Source organism: Streptomyces sp. P5F9, from assembly GCF_057961495.1.
Window position 1 is genome coordinate 1 of record NZ_JBXVPZ010000103.1, and the last position, 24,768, is coordinate 24,768.

19 protein-coding genes and 1 pseudogene are annotated in these 24,768 nt (G+C 69.8%); 13 read left to right on the forward strand and 7 right to left on the reverse strand.

The window, feature by feature from the left end:
• Positions 1-18 precede the first annotated feature (18 nt).
• Complete coding sequence (locus tag AC31A1_RS18770) at positions 19-2,961, reverse strand: tetratricopeptide repeat protein (protein WP_489654401.1); 2,943 nt, start codon at positions 2,959-2,961, stop codon at positions 19-21.
• Complete coding sequence (locus AC31A1_RS18775) at positions 2,958-4,787, reverse strand: HSP90 family protein (protein ID WP_489654402.1); 1,830 nt, start codon at positions 4,785-4,787, stop codon at positions 2,958-2,960. Before AC31A1_RS18775 ends, AC31A1_RS18770 begins: the two co-directional genes overlap by 4 nt.
• Positions 4,788-4,955: 168 nt before the next feature.
• On the opposite strand from AC31A1_RS18775, the gene AC31A1_RS18780 reads away from it, so the two are divergent.
• The 8 genes from AC31A1_RS18780 (at position 4,956) to mutM (ending at position 13,350) form a co-directional block, all read left to right on the forward strand.
• Positions 4,956-8,183, forward strand: coding sequence for a helicase-related protein (locus tag AC31A1_RS18780; protein ID WP_489654403.1), 3,228 nt, complete (start codon positions 4,956-4,958; stop codon positions 8,181-8,183).
• 108 nt (positions 8,184-8,291) lie between these two features.
• A complete protein-coding gene (gene rsmD, locus AC31A1_RS18785; protein WP_489654404.1) occupies positions 8,292-8,879 on the forward strand; it encodes a 16S rRNA (guanine(966)-N(2))-methyltransferase RsmD in 588 nt (195 codons plus the stop codon).
• Positions 8,880-8,905: 26 nt separating this feature from the next.
• Entirely contained in the window at positions 8,906-9,385 is a 480-nt protein-coding gene (coaD, locus tag AC31A1_RS18790; protein WP_489654414.1) for a pantetheine-phosphate adenylyltransferase, read from the forward strand.
• A 99-nt stretch (positions 9,386-9,484) separates the two neighbouring features.
• Complete coding sequence (locus AC31A1_RS18795) at positions 9,485-10,567, forward strand: F0F1 ATP synthase subunit B (RefSeq protein WP_489654405.1); 1,083 nt, start codon at positions 9,485-9,487, stop codon at positions 10,565-10,567.
• Positions 10,568-10,722: 155 nt separating this feature from the next.
• Complete coding sequence (locus tag AC31A1_RS18800; protein WP_033282673.1) at positions 10,723-11,376, forward strand: YceD family protein; 654 nt, start codon at positions 10,723-10,725, stop codon at positions 11,374-11,376.
• A 2-nt stretch (positions 11,377-11,378) separates the two neighbouring features.
• A complete protein-coding gene (gene rpmF, locus AC31A1_RS18805) occupies positions 11,379-11,552 on the forward strand; it encodes a 50S ribosomal protein L32 (RefSeq protein ID WP_015657589.1) in 174 nt (57 codons plus the stop codon).
• Positions 11,553-11,571: 19 nt separating this feature from the next.
• Positions 11,572-12,417 carry a ribonuclease III gene (gene rnc, locus AC31A1_RS18810; protein ID WP_489654406.1) on the forward strand — a complete coding sequence of 282 codons (846 nt, stop codon included), beginning with the start codon at positions 11,572-11,574 and terminating at the stop codon, positions 12,415-12,417.
• 78 nt (positions 12,418-12,495) lie between these two features.
• Positions 12,496-13,350 carry a bifunctional DNA-formamidopyrimidine glycosylase/DNA-(apurinic or apyrimidinic site) lyase gene (mutM, locus tag AC31A1_RS18815; RefSeq protein WP_489654415.1) on the forward strand — a complete coding sequence of 285 codons (855 nt, stop codon included), beginning with the start codon at positions 12,496-12,498 and terminating at the stop codon, positions 13,348-13,350.
• A 13-nt stretch (positions 13,351-13,363) separates the two neighbouring features.
• Here the strand turns inward: mutM and AC31A1_RS18820 are convergent, their stop codons facing one another.
• Both AC31A1_RS18820 and AC31A1_RS18825 read right to left on the reverse strand, forming a co-directional pair.
• Positions 13,364-13,765: a winged helix-turn-helix transcriptional regulator gene (locus AC31A1_RS18820; protein ID WP_489654407.1), complete on the reverse strand. Its 402-nt coding sequence runs from the start codon at positions 13,763-13,765 to the stop codon at positions 13,364-13,366.
• A gap of 87 nt (positions 13,766-13,852) precedes the next feature.
• Positions 13,853-15,103: a CAP domain-containing protein gene (locus AC31A1_RS18825; protein ID WP_489654408.1), complete on the reverse strand. Its 1,251-nt coding sequence runs from the start codon at positions 15,101-15,103 to the stop codon at positions 13,853-13,855.
• A 155-nt stretch (positions 15,104-15,258) separates the two neighbouring features.
• On the opposite strand from AC31A1_RS18825, the gene AC31A1_RS18830 reads away from it, so the two are divergent.
• The 4 genes from AC31A1_RS18830 to AC31A1_RS18845 all read left to right on the forward strand — a co-directional run bounded on the left by AC31A1_RS18830 (position 15,259) and on the right by AC31A1_RS18845 (position 21,615).
• Positions 15,259-15,540, forward strand: a complete 282-nt coding sequence (locus AC31A1_RS18830) for an acylphosphatase (RefSeq protein WP_317883427.1) — start codon at positions 15,259-15,261, stop codon at positions 15,538-15,540.
• 392 nt (positions 15,541-15,932) lie between these two features.
• Positions 15,933-16,136, forward strand: coding sequence for a hypothetical protein (locus tag AC31A1_RS18835; protein WP_489654409.1), 204 nt, complete (start codon positions 15,933-15,935; stop codon positions 16,134-16,136).
• A gap of 217 nt (positions 16,137-16,353) precedes the next feature.
• Entirely contained in the window at positions 16,354-19,983 is a 3,630-nt protein-coding gene (smc, locus tag AC31A1_RS18840) for a chromosome segregation protein SMC (RefSeq protein ID WP_489654410.1), read from the forward strand.
• Between the two features lie 210 nt (positions 19,984-20,193).
• Complete coding sequence (locus tag AC31A1_RS18845; protein WP_489654411.1) at positions 20,194-21,615, forward strand: sugar porter family MFS transporter; 1,422 nt, start codon at positions 20,194-20,196, stop codon at positions 21,613-21,615.
• A 73-nt stretch (positions 21,616-21,688) separates the two neighbouring features.
• Here the strand turns inward: AC31A1_RS18845 and AC31A1_RS18850 are convergent, their stop codons facing one another.
• Together AC31A1_RS18850 and AC31A1_RS18855 are read right to left on the reverse strand one after the other, a co-directional pair.
• Positions 21,689-22,048 carry a hypothetical protein gene (locus AC31A1_RS18850; protein ID WP_399188052.1) on the reverse strand — a complete coding sequence of 120 codons (360 nt, stop codon included), beginning with the start codon at positions 22,046-22,048 and terminating at the stop codon, positions 21,689-21,691.
• A gap of 70 nt (positions 22,049-22,118) precedes the next feature.
• On the reverse strand, positions 22,119-23,090 hold the full coding sequence (locus AC31A1_RS18855) for an LLM class flavin-dependent oxidoreductase (protein WP_489654412.1): 972 nt from the start codon (positions 23,088-23,090) through the stop codon (positions 22,119-22,121).
• A gap of 208 nt (positions 23,091-23,298) precedes the next feature.
• Here AC31A1_RS18855 and ftsY point away from each other — a divergent pair, with 208 nt between their 5' ends.
• Positions 23,299-24,489, forward strand: a complete 1,191-nt coding sequence (gene ftsY / locus AC31A1_RS18860) for a signal recognition particle-docking protein FtsY (protein WP_489654413.1) — start codon at positions 23,299-23,301, stop codon at positions 24,487-24,489.
• Between the two features lie 147 nt (positions 24,490-24,636).
• Here the strand turns inward: ftsY and AC31A1_RS18865 are convergent.
• A pseudogene (locus tag AC31A1_RS18865) lies at positions 24,637-24,768 on the reverse strand (bifunctional DNA primase/polymerase); the annotation flags it as partial.

Genomic DNA, 24,768 nt, shown 5'->3' on the forward strand with positions numbered 1-24,768 from the left:
GCCCCACCCCAACTCCCCCTACTTCTCCGTCTGTTCCTCCATCAGCTGGAGCAGCTGCTCCGCCTCGGCGCGACGGGCCCGTACCGTCTCGTCGCCGTCGTCCGCACCCTCGTAGGCCTTGAGCACGCCACGCGCGCGTGCCGCCGCGTCGGCGGGGCGGCTGAGGTCGGCCTCCAGCCAGCCCGCGGCGAGTTCGGCGCCGGTGCGGGTGTGCACCGCGCCCTCCCCGAGGGCGGCGAACACGGTGACCGACTCCGCGGTCTGGGTCAGGGCGTCCTCGAACGCGGCCTGGATCGCGGTGTCCTCTGCCTCCTCGGCGACGGAACGGGCCAGCAGCTCACCGAACTGCCGGTGCGTGTGGCCGAGTTCACCGGTGAGCCGCTGCCGCGCCTCCTGGTCGTCCGTCACGAGCAGCGCGGCCTCGCACTCCTCGATCGCGCCCGCCATCAACTCCCGCGCGCGGTCCAGGCCCCGGTCCGCGCGCAACGCCAGCCACGCGCGTGCGCGCAGCGAGCGGACGAGCCCGTGCACGTTGCCCAGGGACCGCCACAGGTCGCCCGCGCGCTCGTACGCCTGATCCGCCTCGGCGGGCAGCTCCGCGTGGCCCAGCGACTCGGCGGCGAGGTGGGCGAGCGTCGCGTGGTCGTTCTGCTCGGGCCAGGTCCGGGCGATCTCGGCCGCCTGCAACCGCCGTTCGGCAGCGGCCCGGTGCTCGCCCAGCTCGCTCAGACAGTCACCGAGCCACCACTGCGTCTGGACGATCGCGCCGTCGCCGTGTGTCTCGACGCTCAGGTCGGGCAGCGCCGACTCCAGCACCTCGGCGGCCTCGGCCCACCGGCCCTGGCGCAGCAGGAAGCCACCGAGCTGGTGCCGCGCCCAGGCGCCCAGCGTCGGCCCCTCACCCGCCTCGTCGGACCAGTGAGCGGCCTCCAGGGCGTGCTCAGCGGCCTCCTCGGACCGCCCCCGGCCGCCGAGTACCTCGGCGAGCTGGAGATGCAGCTGAGCCCGTCCAGGGGCCTCCAGGTACGGCCCGCCGTGCTCCAGGGCCGCCCGCAGTGCCCGCTCCGCCTCCGTGACGTCGCCGAGGTGATGGGCGAGCCCGGCCAGCCGGGCCTCGTACTCCACCGCGAACCACGGCAGCCCCGCGACCACGAACGCCGTCGACGCCTTCGAGAACAGCCGGACGGCCGTCTCCACATCCCCGCCCCGCACCGCGAGTTCGGCCAGCATCGCCTGCCCCTCGGCACCCCGCGCGGCCAGCCGCACATCGGCCGTGCCACCCGGACGGGGCTGCCCCTCGACCAGGGCCAGCACTTCCCGTACGGCGGCTTCGGCGGCGGCCAGGTCCCCGCTGTCGGGGGTGTGGTCGGGGGAGTCCCCGTGGACCCTGCGCATCAGGATGCGCGCCCGGCTCATCAGTACGGCCGCCGTCTGCCGTACGCCCGTGCCGTCCTCGGAGTACAGGGCGAGGACCCCGTCGTACGGCTCGGCGATCGCCGCGAGGGCCTCGTCGACCTCGCCCGTGAGAGCGCGTACGTACGCTCCACGCGCGCGTGCCGCCCATGCCTCCCCGGGGTCGCCCGCCTCGGCGAACAGCCCGGCCGCGCGGTCGAAGAGGGCGATGCCCTCGGGGCCCTGGTCCATCGCCTGGTGGTCGGCGATCTCGGCGCGGTCGCGGGCGGACAGCTCGGTGTCCTCGGCGGCCCGGGAGACCGCCAACCAGGCCTCCACGGCGTGCGGTTGGAGCGTGTCCGACAGTCGCCGCGCCTCCGTGAGGAGCGCGGTGAGGTCCTTCTCCGGGATGACCTCGGGTGCCGCGGTCGTCACCGGTGCCGTGACCGGCCCGCCCGCCGAACGCACTCCCAGGGGGAGTCGTTCCACCAGCGGCCGCTGGTCCATGCGCGCGCGTGCCCGGTCGCCGACGTGGGTCGTGCCGTTGCGCCGGTCGAAGCGGGCGGCCAGGGAGAGGGTCTCCACGCGTGCGTGGGCGGCGAGTTCGCGTGCCGTCCAGGTACGGCCGGCTGGCCCGGGCACCTGCTGGTCGCCGAGGCCCAGCTCGGTCAGGCGGTCCATCAGCAGGGCCACCACTGACAGGAAGTCCAGCCCGCTGCGCGGGTTCCCGGAGTCCGTGAAGTACGCCGGACGCTCCGCGAGCAGCTCAAGACCGCGCGCCTCGTTGCCGCTCAGCGCGCAGAACTCCACATGGTCCGCGTAGGCGCCCCGCATGCTCTCCATGGGCCGTACGAGACGGAAACCGCGCAGGTGATGGGCGCGCGCCTCGTCGGCCCGCCCGAGGAGCAGCAGCGGGGTCAGGGAGGACGCGAGGACGGTGTGCGGCTCGTGGGCGCAGGTGAACTCGCCCTCCAGGACCGGCTCCCACAGGTCCAGGGCCTCGGCGTACCGCTCCTGCTGCACCTGCCACTCACCCTGGGTGTGCAGCTCGCACGCGTGGCAGTCGGCCATGGTGTCGCGGTCGGCGGCCAGCCACGCGGCGTACGCCCGCTCGGCCCGCGCCAGGTCCCCGACGTGCGAGGCGACGCTGAACTCGGCGCTGCGGACGGCCCGTTCGGAGTGTCCGGCCAGCCGGTAGCGGTGCTCCATCTCGCCGAGCCACTTCTCGATCGACGCGAGCGGGATGTGCGGCTGGCCCAGCATCCCGGACGACATCCACTTGAAGACCCAGTGCAGCGAGTGGACCTCGTACTCGTCGAAGTCCTCGGGCCGCTCGTCCCACATGCGCAGCAGGCGCGCGAAGGGGACGAACATCTTGTCCTTCTCGGAGCTGTAGTTGTAGACCTTCAGCTGGTGTCCGAGCGCCTCGATCACCGCGAGCGGTATGTCCAGCTTCTCGGCCTCGGCGAGCAGTTGCTCCGCGCGCGCGTTGCGGGCCGGCCCCTCCGGCTCCTCGGAGTTCTCCGCCATCGCCCGGCGCAGCGCGTCGAAGTCCGTGATCCCTGTCATCCGTGGTCGCCCTCCCCGTGTGTGGCCCACTCCAGGAGGCCGATGAACGCCCGGTTCAGCAGTGCCGAATCGGCGGGGCGCAGTGGTCGCTGCGCCATCAGGAGTGCCTGCCCGTAGAGCGACTCCGTGGCCGTCCCGATCAGGTCCCGGTCCCTCAGCGAACTGATCCGCCGGATCAGCGGGTTGAGGTGGTTGAGCACGAGACGCGCGCGTGGAGCGCTGCCCCGCAGCGAGCCCAGGATGCCCGCCCACAGGTCGTCGGCCTGCTCCTCGGCCTCCGCGCGGGCCTGCTCGTGCCGGGCCGAGCGGTCGTCCAGGTGCAGCGCGGGCACCGACAGCGGATGGAAGGCCCGCAGGACCACATCGCAGCCCAGGGGATCCAGCTTGGCCCGCGCGGCGGCCAGGAAGTCCGCCAGGGCCAGCTCCTCGGCCGGGTCCACCGAGTCCAGGTGCGCGGTCACGGTGTCCGAGTCCAGCTCGGCGACCACCGTCCCCGGGCGCACCGACGGCAGCGCCTCGACCAGCTCGCCGTCATAGGTGTAACCGCCGTTGATCACCCCGATGCCCTGCGCGGACGCGATCGGGGCGACCTGCCGGTACTCCTCGACGGTCCGCGTGAAGTGCACCACCGGGTGGCGCTGCGCGAACTCCTCCAGGGACACCCGTCCGTCGGTCGTCTCGAACGGGAGCCACGGCAGCATCGTGCGCAGCATCTCCTTGTCGTGCCGCGCCAGGGACTTCACCCCCAGGTGGTGCACCGACAGGAATGCGGCAAGACGCTCCGGATCACCCGCCGCGAGCCCGGTCAGCCAGCCCCGGATCCGCTCCCCGAGCGCCTCCCGTACGGCGGCCAGCGTCTCGTCCTCGTACAGCGACTCGCGCGAGGCCGTGGGCCGCAGACTGTCCGTGTCCAGCACACAGCGCACGAAGAACGCCCAGTCGGGCAGCAGCTGTTCGGCCCGCTCGGTCAGCAGCATGCCCTTGAGATGCACCCGGTGACCCGCCCGCTGCGCCGGACTCACCGCACCGGGAAGGACGTAGGCCACCCCCCGGATCCCCGCGAGCGGCACCGACAGGTCGATCGAGTCCAACGGCGTGAACCCGAACAGCTCGTGACAGTGCCGCGCCAGCGCCACCCTCCGGGTGCTGGGACTCGGGTACGACCGGTCCCAGGGCGCGGGCAGGTCGGTGACCGCCTCGCCGTCCACACGCACGTCGTACGGCAGGAGCGCCCCGAAGTCCCGGGCCAGCGCGAGGACCCGCTCCTTGGTGAGCCACTCGCCGGCGCCCGCGCGCGCCACCAGGTGCACGGTGGTGCCCGGTTCTGGGTGCTCGGCGTCGGGCAGCGTCCGCACGGTGTACGAGCCGTCGTCGGTCGCCGTCCACTCCACGGGCGGTGCGTCGGGCGTACGGGCGCTGCGGCTGACGACCCGGATCCGCTCGGCGACCACGAAACAGGCGAGCAGCCCGATGCCGAACTGCCCCAGGAAGTCGGAACGGGCCTCCTGGAGCCCGTCGGCCCGCTTGGAGCTACGGCCGATGGTCGCGAGGAGGCTGTGCACGTCCGCCTCGGTGAGCCCGACGCCGGAGTCCTCGACGCGCAGGGTGCCCCCGTCGGCGAACAGCCGTACCAGGGCAGGGGAGTCGGGCTGCTCGGCCCGGCGGGCGGTGATCGCGTCCACGGCGTTCTGCAGCAGCTCGCGCAGATAGACCTTGGGGCTGGAGTAGAGGTGATGGGAGAGCAGGTCCACCAGACCGCGCAGGTCGACCTGGAACGTGTGAGGTGACTGGGATGCCTGGGATGACTGTGAGGTCTGGGAGTCCATCGTCGCAGCGCCGAGGTGGGGGAAGTGCGATCGGCGCGAGGGTCGGGCGGTCCCTGTGAGGCGGTGACCGCGGGGGATGGCCGGAGCGCGCCATCCTAGGCCTCGAACGACCCGCCTGACCAGGGGTTTCGCAAGACGTATACGGCATTGTCAGTGGCGTGGTGTGCAATGGATCTCGTGCCCGCACTGGAAGAACCACTGAAAAAGGTGCTCGGCCCCGCCACCGCGAAGGTGATGGCCGAGCATCTCGGCCTGCACACAGTAGGCGACCTCCTGCACCACTACCCGCGCCGGTACGAGGAGCGGGGCCAGCTCACGCACCTCGCCGAGCTGCCGATGGACGAGCACGTCACCGTGGTCGCGCAGGTCGCCGACGCCCGGCTGCACACCTTCGCGTCCAGCAAGGCCCCCCGGGGCAAGGGGCAGCGTCTCGAAGTCACGATCACGGACGGCAGTGGCCGGCTCCAACTCGTCTTCTTCGGCTCGGGAGTTCACAAACCCCACAAGGAACTGCTGCCGGGCACACGCGCGATGTTCGCCGGCAAGGTCTCCGTCTTCAACCGCCGCCTTCAACTCGCCCATCCGGCATATGAGTTGCTGAAGGGCGACGCCGAGGAAGCGGTGGAGACCTGGGCGGGCACCCTGATCCCCATCTACCCCGCCACCGCCAAACTGGAGTCCTGGAAGATCGGCAAGGCCCTCCAGACGGCACTGCCCAGCGCCCAGGAAGCCGTGGACCCGCTCCCGGACTCCCTCCGCGAGGGCCGCGGCCTGGTCTCCCTCCCGGAGGCCCTCCTCAAGATCCACCGCCCCCACACCAAGGCGGACATCGCCGCAGCCCGCGACCGCCTCAAGTGGGACGAGGCCTTCGTCCTCCAGGTCGCCCTCGCCCGCCGCCGCCACGCGGACGCCCAACTCCCGGCTGTGGCCCGCAAACCATCCCCCGACGGCCTCCTCACCGCCTTCGACGACCGCCTCCCGTTCACCCTCACGGACGGCCAGGTGAAGGTCTCCAAGGAGATCTTCGACGACCTGGCGACGGAGCATCCGATGCACCGACTGCTGCAGGGGGAGGTTGGTTCGGGCAAGGCGCAGCCGCTCGACTCGCTCGTGCTCACGCCTGCCGGATTCCGCCGTATGGGCGATCTGAAGGTGGGGGACGAAATTGTTGTGCCGGACGGGGAGATCGCGCTGATCGACGGGGTCTTCCCCCAGGGAGAGCGCGAGGTCTGGCGCTTGGTCCTTTCCGACGGAAGCCACGTGGAGTGCGACGACGAGCATCTGTGGATCGTCGGCACGAGCTGCGGATGGCGGCGAGGACAAGCTCCCGAAGTCATGACGACCAGGGAGATCCGCCTGGACACGTTCAAGGCCGACGGATCTTCGAAGTGGTACCTCCCGGCGGCGGCCCCGGTTGATCTGGGAGACGACTGCGGACTGCCTCTCGATCCCTACGTCTTCGGTCTCCTCCTGGGAGACGGCTCATTCCGGCACAACCTGCGATTTTCCACGATCGACGACGAGATTTGTGATGCCGTGGCGACAGCTGTGGCCCCCGAGTGCCAAGTGGTCCCGGTGAAGGGTCCTGGCTGCGACTTCACCATTCAGCTCGCCCAACGGGCCGGAGGCGTCCGCAACCCCGTGATCCAGACCCTGCGCGGCTTGAGTCTCTGGGGTGTCACATCGCACGGCAAGTTCGTTCCCGACCAGTTCAAGAACACATCGATCAAGAACCGCCTGGCTCTGCTTCAAGGGCTGATGGACACGGACGGCACCGTCCACGCGGACGGCTTGAGCATCTCGTTCTGTTCTGCCTCGCCCGCACTGGCCAACGACGTTGCCTGGCTGGTGCGTTCACTCGGCGGGCGAGCGCGCGTCCTGCCGAAGAAGGAGGCCTTCAACGTCTCCGTTGCCCTGCCTGACGAACACGCCCCGTTCAGGATCGCCCGCAAGGCGGAACGGGTGAGGACCAGGCCCAAATACAACACGTTCCGCCGCGGAATCCGAGCAGTTGAGTACGTCGGACGTAAGCCCGTCCAGTGCGTCAGCGTCGCGCACCCCAGCCATGCCTACGTCACCGACAACTTCACCGTGACCCACAACACCATGGTGGCCCTCCGAGCCATGCTCGCCGTGGTCGACGCCGGCGGTCAGGCCGCGATGCTCGCGCCCACCGAAGTGCTCGCGCAGCAGCATCACCGGTCGATCACCGAGATGATGGGGGAGCTGGCCGAGGGCGGGATGCTGGGGGGAGCCGAGCGGGCGGCCAAGGTCACGCTGCTCACCGGCTCCATGGGGACGGCCGGCCGTCGTCAGGCCCTCCTCGACCTCGTCACCGGCGAGGCCGGGATCGTGATCGGCACGCACGCGTTGATCGAGGACAAGGTCCAGTTCCACGACCTGGGCCTGGTCGTGGTCGACGAACAGCACCGCTTCGGCGTGGAACAGCGCGACGCCCTGCGCGGCAAGGGCAAGCAGCCCCCGCACCTCCTCGTCATGACCGCCACCCCCATCCCGCGCACGGTCGCCATGACGGTCTTCGGCGACCTGGAGACCTCGGTCCTCGACCAACTCCCGGCAGGCCGCTCACCCATCGCCAGCCATGTGGTCCCCGCCGCCGACAAGCCCCACTTCCTGGCCCGCGCCTGGGAGCGCGTCCGCGAGGAGGTGAGCAACGGCCACCAGGCGTACGTCGTCTGCCCCCGCATCGGCGACGAGGAGGACGACCCCAAGAAGGCCGGCAAGACCAAGAAGAAGTCCCCCGAGGACGAGGCGGAGAAGCGCCCACCGCTCGCCGTCCTCGACATCGCCGCCCAGCTCGCCAAGGGCCCGCTCCAGGGGCTGAGGATCGAGGTGCTGCACGGCCGTATGCACCCCGACGACAAGGACGCCGTGATGCGCCGGTTCGCCGCCGGGGACACGGACGTCCTGGTCGCGACGACGGTCATCGAGGTCGGCGTCAACGTGCCCAACGCCACGGCCATGGTGATCATGGACGCCGATCGCTTCGGGGTCTCCCAGCTCCATCAGCTCCGCGGCCGAGTGGGCCGAGGTTCGGCGGCCGGCCTCTGCCTCCTGGTCAGCGAGATGCCCGAGGCCAGCCCCGCCCGCCAACGCCTCAACGCCGTCGCCTCCACCCTCGACGGCTTCGAACTCTCCCGCATCGACCTCGAACAGCGGCGCGAGGGCGATGTGCTGGGGCAGGCGCAGTCCGGCGCCCGTACGTCCCTGCGCGTGCTGTCGGTCATCGAGGACGAGGAGGTCATCGCGGAGGCGCGGGAGGAGGCGACGGCGGTGGTGGCGACCGATCCCGAGCTGGAGCACCTCCCCGGGCTGCGCACAGCGCTGGACGCCCTACTGGATGAGGAGAGAGAGCAGTACTTGGAAAAGGGCTAGTGGCGACCCACCCCAGGGGCGCGGGGCTGTAATCCATATGCGGCTACCGCCGCGCGGTCGCGACCAGCCACACTGATACCTGAAGACGCCCACAAGCAAGGACCCCAGATGACCCGCGTGATCGCCGGCGAAGCCGGTGGACGTCGACTCGCCGTGCCGCCCGGCACCGGAACCCGCCCCACCTCCGACCGCGCACGCGAGGGCCTCTTCTCCACCTGGCAGTCCCTCCTCGGCGCTCCCCTCAGCGGCGAGCGCGTCCTCGACCTGTACGCGGGCTCAGGCGCCATCGGCCTCGAAGCCCTCTCCCGCGGCGCGAGCCACACCCTCCTCGTGGAGGCCGACCCGAAGGCCGCCCGCGTCATCAGGGAGAACGTCAAGACCATCGGCCTCCCCGGCGCCGAGGTGAGGGCGGGCAAAGCGGAGCAGATCGTCCAGACGCCGACGCCGGCAGACCCGTACGACATCGTCTTCCTCGACCCGCCGTACGTTGTCCCAGATCACGATCTTCGGGAGATTCTCCTCACACTCCGGTCCGGGGGCTGGCTCGCGCCGGATGCCCTCGTCACCGTGGAGCGCAGCACCAGAGGCGGCGAATTCGGGTGGCCGGACGGATTCGACGCGATCCGGGCCCGTCGCTACGGCGAGGGGACCTTTTGGTACGGTCGCGCCGCCTCTACGTGCGAAGACGCACGATGACCGGACCGGAGAGCGAGGGAACTCAGTTGCGCCGCGCCGTTTGTCCGGGGTCGTTCGACCCCATCACCAATGGACACCTCGACATCATCGCCCGTGCCTCCAGGCTCTACGACGTCGTGCACGTCGTCGTGATGATCAACCAGTCGAAGAAGGGCATGTTCACCGTCGACGAGCGGATCGAGCTGATCCGCGAGGTGACCGCCGAGTTCGGCAACATCCAGGTCGAGGCGTACCACGGCCTGCTCGTCGACTTCTGCAAGCAGCGCGACATCCCGGCCATCGTCAAGGGCCTGCGCGCGGTCAGCGACTTCGACTACGAACTCCAGATGGCCCAGATGAACAACGGGCTGTCGGGTGTCGAAACCCTGTTCATCCCCACCAGCCCCACCTACAGCTTCCTGTCGTCCTCGCTGGTCAAGGAGGTCGCGCAGTGGGGCGGCGACATCTCCCACCTGGTCCCGGGCGTGGTCCTGGAGGCGCTCACGAAGCGGCTCGGCAAGGGCTGAGGGACTGACAGTGCGTCACCCGGTGTCGGGCGGGGCGGGAGTGGTCGTACAGTCGACCCGTCCGTCTCCAACACGTCGGTAGAGAGTGGCGAGCACACGGTGGACGTGCAGAAGAAGCTCGACGAGATCGTCGCCTCGGTCTCCAGCGCCCGGTCCATGCCCATGTCGGCCTCGTGCGTGGTCAACCGCGCCGAGCTGCTCACGCTGCTCGAAGAGGTGCGCGCGGCCCTGCCGGACTCGCTGGCGGAGGCGCAGGAGCTGATCGGCGGCCGGCACGAGATGGTCGAGCAGGCCCGCCAGGAGGCCGAGCGGATCATCCAGACCGCGCACGCCGAGCGCGGTTCGCTGATCTCCGACACCGAAGTCGCCCGCCGTTCGCAGAACGAGGCGGACCGCATCCTCGCCGAGGCCCGCCAGGAGGCCGAGGAGGTCCGCGCGGAGGCCGACGACTACGTCGACTCCAAGCTCGCCAACTTCGAGGTCGTCCTCACCAAGACCCTCGGCTCGGTCGGCCGCGGCCGCGAGAAGCTGCTCGGCACCGGCCCCGGCATCGACGACCAGGGCTACGAGGACGAGGACGCCCCCGAGCGCAGCCACGACCCCGAGACCCTGCGCCGCGACGCCGACGCGTACGTGGACGTCAAGCTCGGCGCCTTCGAGGCGGTGCTCGCCAAGACCCTGGAAGCCGTAGGAAAGGGCCGGCAGAAGCTGCACGGCCGGATCGCCAGCGACGATCTCGGGGCTCTCGGCCTCGACGACGAGGGCAACCAGGTCCAGCACACCAGCGACGCCGACTACCTCGCCGACCTCGCGACCGTCACGGACACCCCGGTCTCGGCCACCCCGCTCCAGCCCGAGCAGCAGGACTACGCCCCGCAGGCGGCCTACGACTACCAGCAGACCGCGCAGCAGCAGGACCCGTACGGCTACCAGCAGCAGGGTTACGCCCAGCCCCAGCAGCAGGACCCCTACGGGTACCAGCAGGCCGACCCCTACGCCTACCAGGGCTACGACACCGGCCAGCAGCCCGTGTACGACCCGAACCAGATGCAGCAGGCCCAGCTCGACCAGCAGCAGAACCAGGCTCAGCAGGGCTACGCGCTCGACGAGACCAGCCTCTTCGACACCGGCATGATCAGCGCGGAGCAGCTGCGGGCCTACGAGCAGGGTCGCGGCCTGTAGTGATCCGGCCCGGTGGCCGAGAGCGCACACCGGATTGGGCCGAGAGCGAAAGGTCCAGTATCCTGGCTCTTCGGTCGCGTGTACGTCCGCGATCACCGCTGCCCGGAAGCACCGAAGGGCAGCGCCCCATGAGCTCAGCAGACCGAAAGACAGGGATGGCTCTGAACGCCCGCCTCGACCACCGCAACCCTCTCGTGTTCGACACTCACGAGCTGGGTCGGCGTCCTGGTGCGCTGCAGCGCCTGAACCGTTCGATCGACGCTCCCAAGGATCTCGGGATCCAGGGAGTCATCGGAGTGCCGGAAGGCGCCCCGGTGGAGCTCGACCTCCGCCTTGAGTCGGTCATGGAAGGTGTGCTTGTCACAGGCACCGCCCGTGCAACGGCCAAGGGGGAGTGCGTAAGGTGTCTGGAGCCGCTTGAGCTGTCGCTCGAAGCGGACTTCCAGGAGATGTTCTCGTACCCTGACGCCGACGACCGTGGCCGTGTGAAAGCGGAACCGGTCGACGACGCCGAGGAAGACGAGGACAGGCTCTTCATCGAGGACGGCTTGTTCGACCTCGAATCCGTGCTGCGTGATGCGGTGGTGCTCGCACTGCCGATGCAGCCGGTGTGCCAGGACGACTGTCTGGGCCTGTGCTCCGAGTGCGGGGTACGGCTCACGGACGACCCGGACCACCACCATGACGCCGTCGACATCCGTTGGGCGGCACTGCAGGGACTCGCCGGTTCACTCGAAGACGGCGAGAAGGACGAGATCAGTGGCGAAGCGCCCCGACCGGCGCGCGCCAACGAGAAGCAGGAGAAGTAGCCGTGGCTGTTCCGAAGCGGAAGATGTCGCGCAGCAACACGCGCCACCGCCGGTCGCAGTGGAAGGCTGCGGTCACCCCTCTGGTTGCGTGCGAGCGCTGCCACGAGCCCAAGCAGCAGCACATCGCGTGCCCTTCTTGCGGCACGTACAACAAGCGCCAGGTCCTCGAGGTCTGAGCGGCTGGTGAGAGGCACCATGTCTGACGTCAAGGCGGACTCAGTCGCCAAGAAACACGCGGACACGGCCTCGTCCCACACGCTGTTGGAAGGGCGGCTCGGGTATCACCTTGAGTCCGCCCTTCTGGTGCGTGCGCTGACCCACCGTTCGTACGCGTACGAGAACGGCGGTCTGCCGACGAACGAGCGGCTGGAGTTCCTCGGGGACTCCGTGCTCGGCCTCGTCGTCACGGACACGCTGTACACCACCCACCCCGACCTGCCCGAAGGCCAACTGGCCAAGCTGCGGGCCGCGGTGGTCAATTCTCGTGCGCTGGCGGAGGTCGGTCGCGGTCTGGAACTCGGCTCCTTCATCCGGCTCGGCCGTGGTGAAGAGGGCACGGGAGGCCGGGACAAGGCGTCCATCCTCGCCGACACCCTGGAAGCGGTGATCGGCGCGGTCTATCTCGACCAGGGCCTCGATGCGGCCTCCGAACTGGTGCACCGCCTGTTCGACCCGCTCATCGAGAAGTCCTCGAACCTCGGTGCCGGCCTGGACTGGAAGACCAGTCTCCAGGAGCTCACCGCGACCGAGGGGCTCGGTGTCCCCGAGTACCTGGTCACGGAGACCGGCCCCGATCACGAGAAGACCTTCACTGCTGCCGCCCGCGTCGGAGGCGTCTCGTACGGCACCGGCACCGGCCGCAGCAAGAAGGAGGCGGAGCAGCAGGCCGCCGAGTCCGCCTGGCGGTCCATCCGGGCCGACGCGGACGAGCGAGCCGAGAAGGCGAAGGCGGCGGCCGAACAACAGGCCGTCGAGACCGCCACCGAGGCCGCTGAGCAGCCTGCCGAGGAAAGCGCCGACACGTCGTCGGCGTCCGCCTGACCGAACAGCGCGACCCGAGCGCCCGTCCCCGAGTGGGGCGGGCGCTCGGCTCATTCACCCGTGACCACAGGGGATGCCATGCCCGAGTTGCCCGAGGTCGAGGTCGTCCGGCGCGGTCTGGAGCGCTGGGTCGCCGAGCGCACCGTCGCCGACGCCGAGGTACTGCATCCGCGTGCGGTACGACGTCATGTCGCGGGCGCCGACGACTTCGCGCACCGGCTCAAGGGGCATCGGATCGGCACCCCGAGCAGGCGCGGCAAGTACCTGTGGCTGCCGCTGGAGGACACCCACCAGGCGGTCCTCGCGCACCTCGGGATGAGTGGTCAACTCCTGGTCCAGCAGCACGAGTTCCCCGACGAGAAGCACCTGCGCATCCGGGTCCGGTTCGCCGACGGCCTGGGCACCGAACTCCGCTTCGTCGACCAACGCACCTTCGGTGGGCTGTCGTTGCACGACACCACCCCGGACGGGCTGCCGGACGTCATCGCGCACATCGCGCGTGACCCCCTGGACCCGTTGTTCGACGACGAGTTGTTCCACCAGTCCCTGCGGCGCAAGCGGACGACCATCAAACGGGCCCTGCTCGACCAGTCGTTGATCAGCGGAGTCGGCAACATCTACGCGGACGAGGCCCTTTGGCGGGCCCGCGTCCACTACGAACGCCCGACCGCGACCTTCACACGCCCGCGCACCGCCGAACTCCTGGGCCACGTACGGGATGTGATGAACGCGGCCCTCGATGTGGGCGGCACCAGCTTCGACAGTCTGTACGTCAACGTGAACGGGGAGTCGGGCTACTTCGACCGCTCGCTCGACGCGTACGGCCGCGAGGGGCTGCCGTGCCGGCGCTGCGGTACGCCGATGAGCCGGCGGGCGTGGATGAACCGGTCGAGCTACTTCTGCCCCAAGTGCCAGCGGGCGCCGCGGGTTTGAGGATCCTGCGGGTTCAGAGGCCGGCGCGCGTCTCGTCGTAGCGCGTGCGGGCGGCGAGGATGTCGTCCATGCGGGACTCCATGAAGTCGACGAGTCCCGTGAGGCGTTCGGCGACGCCGTGTCCCAGCGGGGTCAACTCGTAGTCCACGCGCGGCGGATTGGTCGGCTGGGCCTCGCGGTGGACCAGGCCGTCGCGCTCCAGGGCGTGCAGGGTCTGCGAGAGCATCTTCTCGCTGACGCCGTCGACGCGGCGCCGCAGTTCGTTGAAGCGCAGCGAGCCCTCGTGCAGCGCGCACAGGGTGAGTCCGCCCCAGCGGCCCGTGATGTGCTCCAGGGTGCCTCGGGAGGGGCAGGCCTTCGCGAAGACGTTGTACGGGAAGTTCTGCTCCTCCGTACGCCCCTGGGTCGTGTTCATTTCCTCAGAGTACGCGAACGCAGCGCTAACCAAAAGGGAGCACTAACCAGTGGTTAGCGCTCCCCGTGGGTGTCCTACGCCGTAGAACTAGTACCCGAAGTCCTGCGTCCACCAGGGGCCGCCGGTGCCGAAGTGGACACCGACACCCAGGGTCTTGAAGTCGCAGTTCAGGATGTTGGCCTTGTGGCCGGGGCTGTTCATCCAGGCGTCCATGACCGCGGCCGCGTCGGCCTGGCCGCGGGCGATGTTCTCGCCGCCGAGGTTGGTGATGCCGAGCGTCTCCGCCCGGTCCCACGGGGTGGCCCCGCTGGGGTCGGTGTGGTCGAAGAAGTCCTCGTCGGCCATCAGCGCGCTGAATTTCTCGGCCAGAGTGGTCAGCGAGCTGTTGGCGGCCACCGGGCTGCAGCCGACGAGCGCCCGCTGCTCGTTGACGAGCTTGAGCACCTCGGCCTCGGCGGCGGCCTCCGTGGAGACGGTCACCGGTGCGTCGGCGGACTGCGTAGGCGTCGGAGTGGTGGGCTTCGCCGAGGGAGCCTTGGTCGTCGGCTTCTCGGTCGGAGTGGCCGTCGGCTTCTTCGTCGGGGCCTTGGTGGCGGGCGCGGTGGCGGACTTGGTCGGAGCCGCCGACGGGGAGGCCGCGCGGTTCGCGTCACGGCTCGTGGATGAGCCGTCGTCGCGGGACTCCGCGCTGCCGGAGGTACCGCCCTGCTCGGTCGCGGAGTTGGACGGCGAACCGGCCGCCTGCACCTTGTCCGAGCTGCCACCGCCGCCGAGCTTGTAGTTGTCCAGCCCCGGCATCGCGCCCGCGGCGACCGCGACCGTGCCGATGGCGACGGCGGCGGAGACACCGAGCAGGCCCGTCTTGACCGGCGTCACGCTCTTGCGCTTACGACGGCGACCGCGGCCCGGGCGTGAGCCGTCGCCCCGGGAGGAGGTGGCGCCCGCCGCCTCGGGGAAGACCACGGCGTAGTCCTCCTCGGTGGCGAACAGATAGGCCTCGCTCTTCCGGCGGGAGTCGGCCTTGAGCCGGCTCTCGGCCATCAGGCGCGCCTCGCTCTTCGGCGGGACCTCGTGGTTCGCGCGGCCCTCGTGGACCCGGTGGTCCGTGGGGGCCTGGTGGAACTCGGCGGGACCCTCCGGGCGGAGATAGGGCGCCATGCCGATCGTCGAGCCGTCGGCCGGGTTCCAGTCGAAGCGGTCGTTCCGGTCGGAGCGGTCGTTCCAGTCGTACGAGTCATGCGGGTCGTAGCCGCTCGTGTATGAGCCGTGCGTCTCTGTGACCCCCGTGGCGCGGCTCGTGGCGGCGCGGCCGGCGGCGGAGCGTCGGTGGCGTCCCATGTCCTTGCCTTTCGTCCTTGCGGTCAACTCGTCCGTGCGGTGACCCAGCTCACTCGATCGAGTGAGTTTCATATGAGATTCATTGGGGCGGACGGTACCGCATGGCGGGTGGGGAGCAAGTGTCCCGAGAGACATTGGCCGGTTAGGTTGCAGCCATGAGCGAGGATGTGCGGTTGGTCGCCTGGGTGCGAGGGCGTGTGCAAGGTGTGGGTTTTCGGTGGTTTACCCGTGCCAAGGCTCTGGAGATCGGGGGCCTGAGTGGTTTTGCTCTCAATTTGGGCGACGGACGCGTCCAAGTGGTCGCAGAGGGATCACGTGAGGGCTGCGAAGGACTCCTCGACTGGCTCCAAGGGCACGACACGCCCGGGCGCGTGGATGGCGTGACCGAGATCTGGGACACACCTCGCGGCGGCTACGACGGCTTCGCGATCCGCTGAGCACAATCTGCGAAACGGTGTAAAGCGGCCCTGGCGGAAGCGGAGGGACATGCCACCGGCAGCTGCCCACAGCAGAAATTGCCTGGTGGTTGCCAAGAACGGCTCGCTCTGGCAGGCTCCGCACCTAAGGATGATCGCCACACCCAGCGAGGCCCCGTAGGAGTCGCAGCGTCGCCCGGTCAGGGCCGCGCGCCCCCGGGTTGCCGCCAATACGGGGTGTGATCGTGTTGACCGTCAAACTTTTTGGTGAGACTCTGAAAGCCCCGCGCACCTTAGCTGTTTGGCATGGAAGAACAGCAGAGCAACACCCAAGACTGTCAAGCATCGCGGGTGCGATTCCCTCACGACCCACACCGCTTCGGTCGGTCACTCAGTGTGGAGGACCATCCATCATGGCAAAGGCGCTTCTCGGTTACGTCGGCGGCTCCGACCCGCGACTCCTCGCCGAGATGCGACGGCTCCAGCAGCGCGTCCAGGACCTGGAATCCGAGCTCGTTCGGATCCAGGAAGAGAACGAAGCGCTGACGGCTGCCGCAACTCACGATTCGCTTCTTGAGAGCATCGACGCACGCCAGGCGGAGCCCGCGCTCACCTGATCACTGCGACGCACCACATGACAAGCAGTGGTTGGGCGGCCAGCATCAACCGCTAAGTTGTCAGAGTTTGCAAGGGACGCTTCGGCGTCCCTTCTTTCTTTCCCCGTATGCCTCCACCCTCTTTAACGTTTGGTGTGCCCTGCACGTTCAAGGGCGAAACCGCGGGGAACCGGACGTTCATGGAGAGAGCGAGCAGCGGAAGGTAGAGTCCAGCGGCGTGCACCTCAAGGCCCTGACCCTGCGGGGGTTCAAGTCGTTCGCCTCGGCGACCACGCTCCGGTTCGAGCCAGGGATCACGTGCGTCGTCGGACCGAACGGCTCGGGCAAGTCCAATGTCGTGGACGCGCTCAGCTGGGTCATGGGCGAACAGGGCGCCAAGTCGCTGCGCGGCGGCAAGATGGAGGACGTCATCTTCGCCGGCACCACCGGCCGCCCCCCGCTGGGCCGTGCCGAGGTGTCCCTCACCATCGACAACTCCGACGGGGCCTTGCCCATCGAGTACGCCGAGGTCACCATCACGCGGATCATGTTCCGCAACGGCGGCAGCGAGTACCAGCTCAACGGCGACACGTGTCGCCTCCTCGACATCCAGGAACTCCTCTCCGACTCCGGCATCGGCCGCGAGATGCACGTCATCGTCGGCCAGGGCCAGCTCGACTCCGTGCTCCACGCCGACCCCATGGGCCGCCGCGCCTTCATCGAGGAGGCGGCCGGCGTCCTCAAGCACCGCAAGCGCAAGGAGAAGGCGCTCCGCAAGCTGGACGCGATGCAGGCCAACCTCGCGCGCGTGCAGGACCTGACGGACGAACTCCGCCGCCAGCTCAAACCCCTGGGCCGCCAGGCCGCGGTCGCCCGCCGCGCGGCCGTCATCCAGGCGGATCTCCGGGACGCGCGCCTGAGGCTGCTGGCCGACGACCTCGTACGACTGCGCCAGGCGCTGAACACCGAGATCGCCGACGAGGCCGCACTGAAGGAACGCAAGGAAGCCGCCGAACTGGAGCTGCGCAAGGCACTCCAGCGCGAGGGCCTCCTGGAGGACGAGGTACGGCAGCTCACCCCGCGCCTCCAGCGAGCCCAGCAGACCTGGTACGAACTGTCCCAGCTGGCCGAGCGGGTGCGCGGCACGATCTCGCTGGCCGACGCCCGCGTGAAGAGCGCGACGTCGGCGCCGCCGGAGGAACGGCGGGGCCGCGACCCCGAGGACATGGAGCGCGAGGCGGCCCGCATCCGCGAGCAGGAGGCGGAACTCGAAGCAGCCCTGGAAGCGGCCGAGCACGCCCTGGAGGACACGGTCGCCCATCGCTCCGAACTGGAGCGGGAGTTGACGGCCGAGGAACGGCGTCTGAAGGACGTGGCCCGTTCCATCGCCGACCGCCGCGAGGGCCTCGCCCGGCTCAACGGCCAGGTCAACGCGGCCCGTTCACGCGCCGCCTCCGCCCAGGCCGAGATCGACCGCCTCGCCTCCGCCCGCGACGAGGCCCAGGAACGAGCGGTCACCGCACAGGAGGAGTACGAGGCGCTCCAGGCCGAGGTCGACGGCCTGGACGCAGGCGACGCGGAACTCTCCGAGCAGCACGAGGAGCTCAAGCGCCAACTGTCCGAGGCAGAGGCCGCGTTGGCGGCGGCCCGGGAGGCGACCACGGCAGCGGAACGCCAGCGCGCCGCCACCCAGGCCCGCCGCGACGCGCTCGCGCTGGGCCTACGCCGCAAGGACGGCACGGGGATACTGCTGGGCGCGCGGGATCGGCTCACGGGAATCCTGGGGCCTGCGGCGGAGCTGTTGACGGTGACTCCGGGCCACGAGGTCGCCCTGGCGGCGGCCTTCGGCGCGGCCGCGGACGCCATCGCAGTGACGACTCCGGCGTCGGCGGCCGATGCGATCAGACTGCTGCGCAAGCAGGACGGGGGCAGGGCGGCGCTGCTGCTGGCGGGAGCCTCTGACCATTCAACGCCGCCCACTGAGGCGCCCCAAAGGGGCGCGGGACAGCATCTATTTGCGGCTCCGCCGCGGAGCGCGACCAGCCACAACGAACCCGCAGCCGCCCAACAAGCTTTCGCGGCAGACCTGGTACGCGCCCCCAGCGACCTCATGCCCGCCATCCGCCGCCTCCTCCACAACATCGTCGTCGTGGACACCCTCGAAGCGGCCGAGCAACTCGTATACGCCCGCCCCGAGTTGACCGCGGTCACCGCCGAAGGCGACCTACTCGGCGCACACTTCGCCCACGGCGGCTCCGCAGGCGCCCCCAGCCTCCTCGAAGTCCAGGCCTCCGTAGACGAAGCCGCGGCCGAGCTAGAAGAACTGGCCGTCCGCTGCGAGGAGTTGGCCGCCACCCAGCAGACCGCAGGCGGGCGCCGCAAGGAATGCGCCGCGCTCGTCGAGGAGTTGGGGGAGCGTCGCCGAGCCGCAGAGCGCGAAAAGTCGGCCGTGGCACAGCAGTTGGGACGGCTGGCCGGGCAGGCGCGAGGCGCTGCCGGTGAGGCCGAGCGATCAACCGCGGCGGCGGCACGAGCACAGGACGCACTCGACAAGGCCGTAGAAGAGGCCGAAGTGCTCGCCGAACGGCTGGCCGTTGCCGAGGAGATGCCGGTCGAGGAGGAGCCCGATACCTCTGTGCGGGATCGGTTGGCCGCTGACGGGGCCAATGCCCGGCAGACGGAGATGGAGGCGCGGCTTCAGGTCCGTACGCATGAGGAGCGGGTCAAGGGGCTTGCCGGGCGGGCCGATTCGCTGGACCGGGGGGCCCGGGCGGAGCGTGAGGCACGTGCGCGGGCCGAGCAGCGGTTGGCGCGGTTGAGGCATGAGGCCGCTGTCGCGGAGGCCGTCGCCTTCGGGGCGCGGCAGTTGCTCGCGCACGTCGAGGTGTCGCTGCACCGCGCCGACGAGGAGCGCACCGCCGCCGACGCCGCCAAGGCGCGCCGCGAGCAGGAGTTGGCCGCCGCCCGGAACCAGGGGCGCGACCTCAAGGGCGAACTCGACAAGCTGACCGACTCGGTGCACCGCGGTGAGGTGCTCGGGGCCGAGAAGCGGATGCGGATCGAGCAGCTGGAGACCAAGGCGCTGGAGGAGTTGGGGGTGGAGCCCGCGGGGCTCGTCGAGGAGTACGGGCCGCATCAGCTCGTGCCGCCCTCGCTCGCCGCCGAGGGCGAGGTGCTCCCGGAGGACCCGGAGGATCCGCGCAACCAGCCCCGTACGTTCCACCGCGCCGAGCAGGAGAAGCGGCTCAAGTCGGCCGAACGGGCGTACCAGCAGCTCGGGAAGGTGAACCCGCTCGCGCTGGAGGAGTTCGCGGCGCTGGAGGAGCGGCACAAGTTCCTCAGCGAGCAGCTGGAGGACCTGAAGAAGACCCGCGCCGACCTGCTTCAAGTGGTGAAGGAGGTCGACGAGCGCGTCGAGCAGGTCTTCACCGAGGCCTACCGGGACACGGCCCTGCAGTTCGAGGGTGTCTTCAGCCGGCTGTTCCCGGGTGGCGAGGGGCGGCTGATCCTGACCGATCCCGACAACATGCTCACCACGGGTGTGGATGTCGAGGCCCGTCCGCCGGGCAAGAAGGTCAAGCGGCTCTCGCTGCTCTCCGGCGGGGAGCGGTCCCTCACCGCCGTAGCCCTGCTGGTGTCGATCTTCAAGGCTCGGCCCAGTCCGTTCTATGTGATGGACGAGGTCGAGGCGGCGCTCGACGACACCAACCTCCAGCGGCTGATCCGGATCATGCAGGAGCTTCAGGAGGCCTCGCAGCTGATCGTGATCACCCACCAGAAGCGCACGATGGAGGTCGCCGACGCGTTGTACGGCGTCTCCATGCAGGGCGACGGGGTGTCGAAGGTCATCTCACAGCGTCTCCGCTAGACCTTCATCATTCGTTCAAGTATTGAACGCATCGCGGTGACCTGTGGGGTTGGATTTCACACCAGGCCCCCTATTGACTTCGAAACTTGAAGGCATAGTCTCTGCAACGTTGCTTTTACCTTCAGGTGGTGGGCAGCGGGAAGCTGTGCGCCACTGGAAGGGTCGCCCCCCCACCCCCGGCAGCGACGCCGGTGGCCTCAGGAGTTACACGTGACCAGCACCGCGCAGACATCACAGTCAGGAGCCGGGTCGGCTCATCCCGAACATCTCGCGCACGTCATCTTCATCGCGGCGGCGGCCGCGATGGGCGGCTTCCTCTTCGGCTACGACAGCTCCGTGATCAACGGTGCCGTCGAGGCGATCCGCGACCGCTATGACGTGGGCTCCACGGTCCTGGCGCAGGTCATCGCCATCGCGCTGATCGGCTGTGCCATCGGCGCCGCGACCGCCGGCCGGATAGCCGACCGCATCGGCCGTATCCGCTGTATGCAGATCTCCGCCGTGCTGTTCACGGTCAGCGCCGTCGGTTCGGCGCTGCCCTTCGCGCTCTGGGACCTCGCCTTCTGGCGGGTCATCGGCGGTTTCGCCATCGGTATGGCCTCCGTCATCGGCCCCGCCTACATCGCCGAGGTCTCCCCGCCCGCTTACCGTGGCCGGCTCGGCTCCTTCCAGCAGGCCGCGATCGTCATCGGCATCGCGATCTCGCAGCTGGTCAACTGGGGCCTGCTGAACGCCGCCGACGGCGACCAGCGCGGCACGCTCATGGGCCTGGAAGCCTGGCAGGTCATGCTCGGCGTGATGGTGATCCCCGCCATCCTCTACGGCCTGCTCTCCTTCGCCATCCCCGAGTCCCCGCGCTTCCTGATCTCCGCGGGCAAGCTGAGCCGCGCACACGACGTGCTGCGTGAGGTCGAGGGCGACGACGTCGACCTGGACGCCCGGGTCGCCGAGATCGAGCACGCGATGAAGAGCGAGCACAAGTCGACCTTCAAGGACCTGCTCGGCGGTGGCGGCTTCTTCTTCAAGCCGATCGTCTGGGTCGGCATCGGCCTCTCGGCCTTCCAGCAGCTCGTCGGCATCAACGTCGCGTTCTACTACTCCTCGACGCTGTGGCAGTCGGTCGGCGTCGACCCCACGGAGTCGTTCTTCTACTCCTTCACGACGTCGATCGTGAACATCATCGGCACCGTGATCGCCATGATCTTCGTGGACCGCGTCGGCCGTAAGCCGCTGGCCCTCATCGGCTCGGTCGGCATGGTCGTCGGTCTCGCGCTGGAGGCCTGGGCCTTCTCCTACGACCTCGTCGACGGCAAGCTGCCCGCCGCGCAGGGCTGGACCGCGCTGATCGCGGCCCACGTGTTCGTCCTGTTCTTCGCCCTGTCCTGGGGTGTCGTGGTGTGGGTCTTCCTCGGCGAGATGTTCCCGAACCGGATCCGCGCCGCCGCTCTCGGTGTCGCCGCCTCCGCGCAGTGGATCGCCAACTGGGCCATCACCGCGAGCTTCCCGTCGCTGGCCGACTGGAACCTCTCCGCGACCTACGTGATCTACACGGTCTTCGCCGCGCTCTCCATCCCGTTCGTCCTGAAGTTCGTGAAGGAGACGAAGGGCAAGAAGCTGGAGGACATGGGCTGACCCAGCCCTCCCCACAAGCTCGGGGAGACGGGCTCAATCCCCCGCCGCCCGTCTCCCCGAAACCACCCGTCGGTCACCAGATGAGGACGCCGCCGCCGATCTCCCGGGCCCGGAGAGCGGCGGCCTCGATGTTGTCCAGGCGGCTCTCCACGAGGTCGGTGCGCTCCCCGACCGCCGCGGCGACAGCTTCCAGATGCTCCCGGAGCAACGCGAGCTCGCGCAGGAACTCCGGTACGTCCGCGGCCTCGACGTACAGGTCGCTGGAGGCCAGCACGGGAAGGTACACGCAGCCCAGCGAGCGCACGGGCGCCGAACCCCACACGGTCTCGCGCCAGTTCTCGAATCCGGCCGAGTCGTTGCACCCCTCCGGAACGTCGAGCACGTTCCACTGGCCGTCCGCGTCACGCAGGAACACATCCACAGCCAAGGTCATGACCGCAGTGGACCACCGGTCGACCGGCCGGTCCACCGGTTGCGGGTAAAGGTCACTCTCCGAATCGGGGTCACTCCCCGAGCCGCGGCAGCACCCGCTCCGCGAACAGCCGCAGGCTGCGCCATCCCTCGTCCACCGGCATCCCGCCCGAGAGCGGATGCAGGACGAGGTTGTCGAGCCCCAGCGCCACACACTCGTCCGGCGTGAGGATGCGGTAGACGCCCTCCGCGCGCAGCTCCGCCACGGTCGTGGCCCCCGACTTCACCGCCGAGCGGATGTCCCCGGACTGCCAGGAGGCGTACGTCCGCGCCTCGTGCAGGAAGTGCGCCCCGTACTCGGCCCAGGCCCGGTCCGGGTCCTCGGCGATGTGCAGCAGCGGGGTCTCCGCCCCCGGCATCATGGTCCAGCCCTCGGTGCCGTACTCGACGAGCCGGTCCTTGTAGTACGCCTCCAGGTCGGGCAGGTGCGCGCTGGGGAAGAAGGGCAGACCGAGCCGGGCGGCCCGGCGCGCGGCGGCCTTCGAGGAACCGCCGACCAGCAGCAGGGGGTGCGGGTCGGAGAAGGGCCGCGGGGTGACCCGTACCTTACGGCCGCGGTACTCGAACTCCTCGCCGGACCACGCCTTCAGGACCGTCTCCAGCAGCTCGTCCTGGAGCCTGCCCCGGCGCTTCCAGTCCACGTCGAACTGGGCGTACTCCTCGGGCCGGTAGCCGATCCCGGCCACGGTCACCAGGCGGCCGCCGCTCAGCAGATCGAGCACGGCGATGTCCTCGGCCAGCCGGAGCGGGTCGTGCAGCGGGCCGATGATCGCCGAGACAGTCACCGCGATGTGCCGGGTCGCGCCGAACACCGCGCCCGCGAAGGCGAAGGGCGACGGCAGCCAGTTGTTGGCGACACCGTGGTGCTCCTCCGTCTGCACGGTGGTGATCCCGTGCTCGTCGGCGTACGCGGCCATGTCCAGGGCGGCCCGGTAGCGGGCGCTCAGCGAGGCGGGGGTGGCGCCGGGTTCGACGAGGTTGAAGCGTACGATCGAGACGGGCATGGGAGGTCCCCCTTCGGGTGCGGCGGGGTCGTGTGTGGTGGGGGACGGTAGCTGACGGTACGTCAGATGGCCATGGGTGTGGCCACGGGCTTCCGGGTCTCCGGGCTTCCCTGCGCGTGCGAGGCCGGTACGAGATGTGGTGGCGTCGACGCCCCGGCGACGCCCGCGCTGGGCCCCGGCGAGACCCATGGCTGATACTGGACGCGTTATGGAAACCGTCATCCTTGCTGTAGTCATCGCCGTGGTCGTGCTCGGTGCGCTCGGCGGGCTCGTCGTCGGCAGCCGGCGCAAGAAGCCGCTGCCCCCGCCGCCCACCTCCGTGCCCGACATCACCGCCCCGCCGGCCGAGCCGCACGTCGGCGACGAGGCCGAGACGCCGCGCGACGAAGCGCGCCGGACGATAGAGGAGGTGGATCTTCCGGACGGCTCGGCCCCGGTCGCAGTCGAGGAGCCGCCCGCCGCACTCGATGTTCCCGAGCCGACCGCCGGACGGCTCGTCCGGCTGCGGTCCCGGCTCTCCCGCTCGCAGAACGCGCTCGGCAAGGGGCTGCTCACGCTCCTGTCGCGCGAGCACCTCGACGAGGACACGTGGGAGGAGATCGAGGACATCCTCCTCACCGCCGACGTCGGCGTGGCCCCCACCCAGGAACTGGTCGACGGTCTGCGCGAGCGCGTGAAGGTGCTCGGCACCCGCACCCCGCAGGAGCTGCGCACGCTGCTCCGCGAGGAGCTGCTCAAGCTGGTCGGCACCGACGTCGACCGCACGGTCAGGACCGAGCCCGAGGACCGCAAGCCCGGCATCGTGATGGTCGTCGGGGTCAACGGCACCGGCAAGACCACCACCACCGGCAAGCTCGCCCGTGTCCTCGTGGCCGACGGGCGGACCGTCGTGCTCGGCGCCGCCGACACCTTCCGTGCCGCTGCCGCCGATCAGTTGCAGACCTGGGGTGAGCGGGTCGGTGCCCACACCGTGCGCGGGCCCGAGGCCGGTGACCCCGCCTCCGTCGCGTTCGACGCGGTGAAGGAGGGCAAGGAGATGGGGGTCGATGTCGTCCTCATCGACACGGCCGGGCGGTTGCACACGAAGACCGGGCTCATGGATGAGCTGGGCAAGGTGAAGCGCGTCGTCGAGAAGCACGCGCCGCTCGACGAGATCCTGCTCGTGCTCGACGCCACCACCGGGCAGAACGGGCTGGTGCAGGCGCGTGTCTTTGCCGAGGTGGTCGACATCACCGGCATTGTCCTGACCAAGCTGGACGGCACGGCCAAGGGGGGCATCGTGATCGCCGTGCAGCGTGAACTTGGGGTGCCGGTGAAGTTGATCGGGCTCGGTGAGGGGGCGGATGACTTGGCGCCGTTTGATGCGGAGGCGTTTGTTGACGCCCTTATCGGCGACTGACGTTCCGCGGGTTGGGTGGTTCTTTGGCTGCCAGCCGGTGGGGGCTGGTCGCGCAGTTCCCCGCGCCCCTGAAGGGGCGCTGAACTCGCCCCTCTTTGACGAAGTGCCCTTCTCCAAGCTGGAGAAGGGCACTTCGTCGTCTACGACCTATGCGCGCGACCGGTGTGCCACATACGCCAGCGTGCCCAGCAGCAAGCGTGCCGCCGGGGGCTTTGTCGCCGAGTCGAGGGCGGGGGAGCGGAGCCAGTGGACTGCGCCCAGGCCTCCTCGGTCGGAGGG

Coding starts and splice junctions, on each gene's coding strand:
- AC31A1_RS18850 (WP_399188052.1), bottom strand. CDS start 22,048: ATGACCTTGGCTGTGGATGTGTTCCTGCGTGACGCGGACGGCCAGTGG.
- AC31A1_RS18855 (WP_489654412.1), bottom strand. CDS start 23,090: ATGCCCGTCTCGATCGTACGCTTCAACCTCGTCGAACCCGGCGCCACC.
- AC31A1_RS18800 (WP_033282673.1), top strand. CDS start 10,723: ATGGCTCTGAACGCCCGCCTCGACCACCGCAACCCTCTCGTGTTCGAC.
- rsmD (WP_489654404.1), top strand. CDS start 8,292: ATGACCCGCGTGATCGCCGGCGAAGCCGGTGGACGTCGACTCGCCGTG.
- ftsY (WP_489654413.1), top strand. CDS start 23,299: ATGGAAACCGTCATCCTTGCTGTAGTCATCGCCGTGGTCGTGCTCGGT.
- AC31A1_RS18835 (WP_489654409.1), top strand. CDS start 15,933: ATGGCAAAGGCGCTTCTCGGTTACGTCGGCGGCTCCGACCCGCGACTC.
- AC31A1_RS18780 (WP_489654403.1), top strand. CDS start 4,956: ATGGATCTCGTGCCCGCACTGGAAGAACCACTGAAAAAGGTGCTCGGC.
- AC31A1_RS18825 (WP_489654408.1), bottom strand. CDS start 15,103: ATGGGACGCCACCGACGCTCCGCCGCCGGCCGCGCCGCCACGAGCCGC.
- AC31A1_RS18820 (WP_489654407.1), bottom strand. CDS start 13,765: ATGAACACGACCCAGGGGCGTACGGAGGAGCAGAACTTCCCGTACAAC.
- AC31A1_RS18770 (WP_489654401.1), bottom strand. CDS start 2,961: ATGACAGGGATCACGGACTTCGACGCGCTGCGCCGGGCGATGGCGGAG.
- AC31A1_RS18775 (WP_489654402.1), bottom strand. CDS start 4,787: ATGGACTCCCAGACCTCACAGTCATCCCAGGCATCCCAGTCACCTCAC.
- AC31A1_RS18830 (WP_317883427.1), top strand. CDS start 15,259: ATGAGCGAGGATGTGCGGTTGGTCGCCTGGGTGCGAGGGCGTGTGCAA.
- mutM (WP_489654415.1), top strand. CDS start 12,496: ATGCCCGAGTTGCCCGAGGTCGAGGTCGTCCGGCGCGGTCTGGAGCGC.
- rnc (WP_489654406.1), top strand. CDS start 11,572: ATGTCTGACGTCAAGGCGGACTCAGTCGCCAAGAAACACGCGGACACG.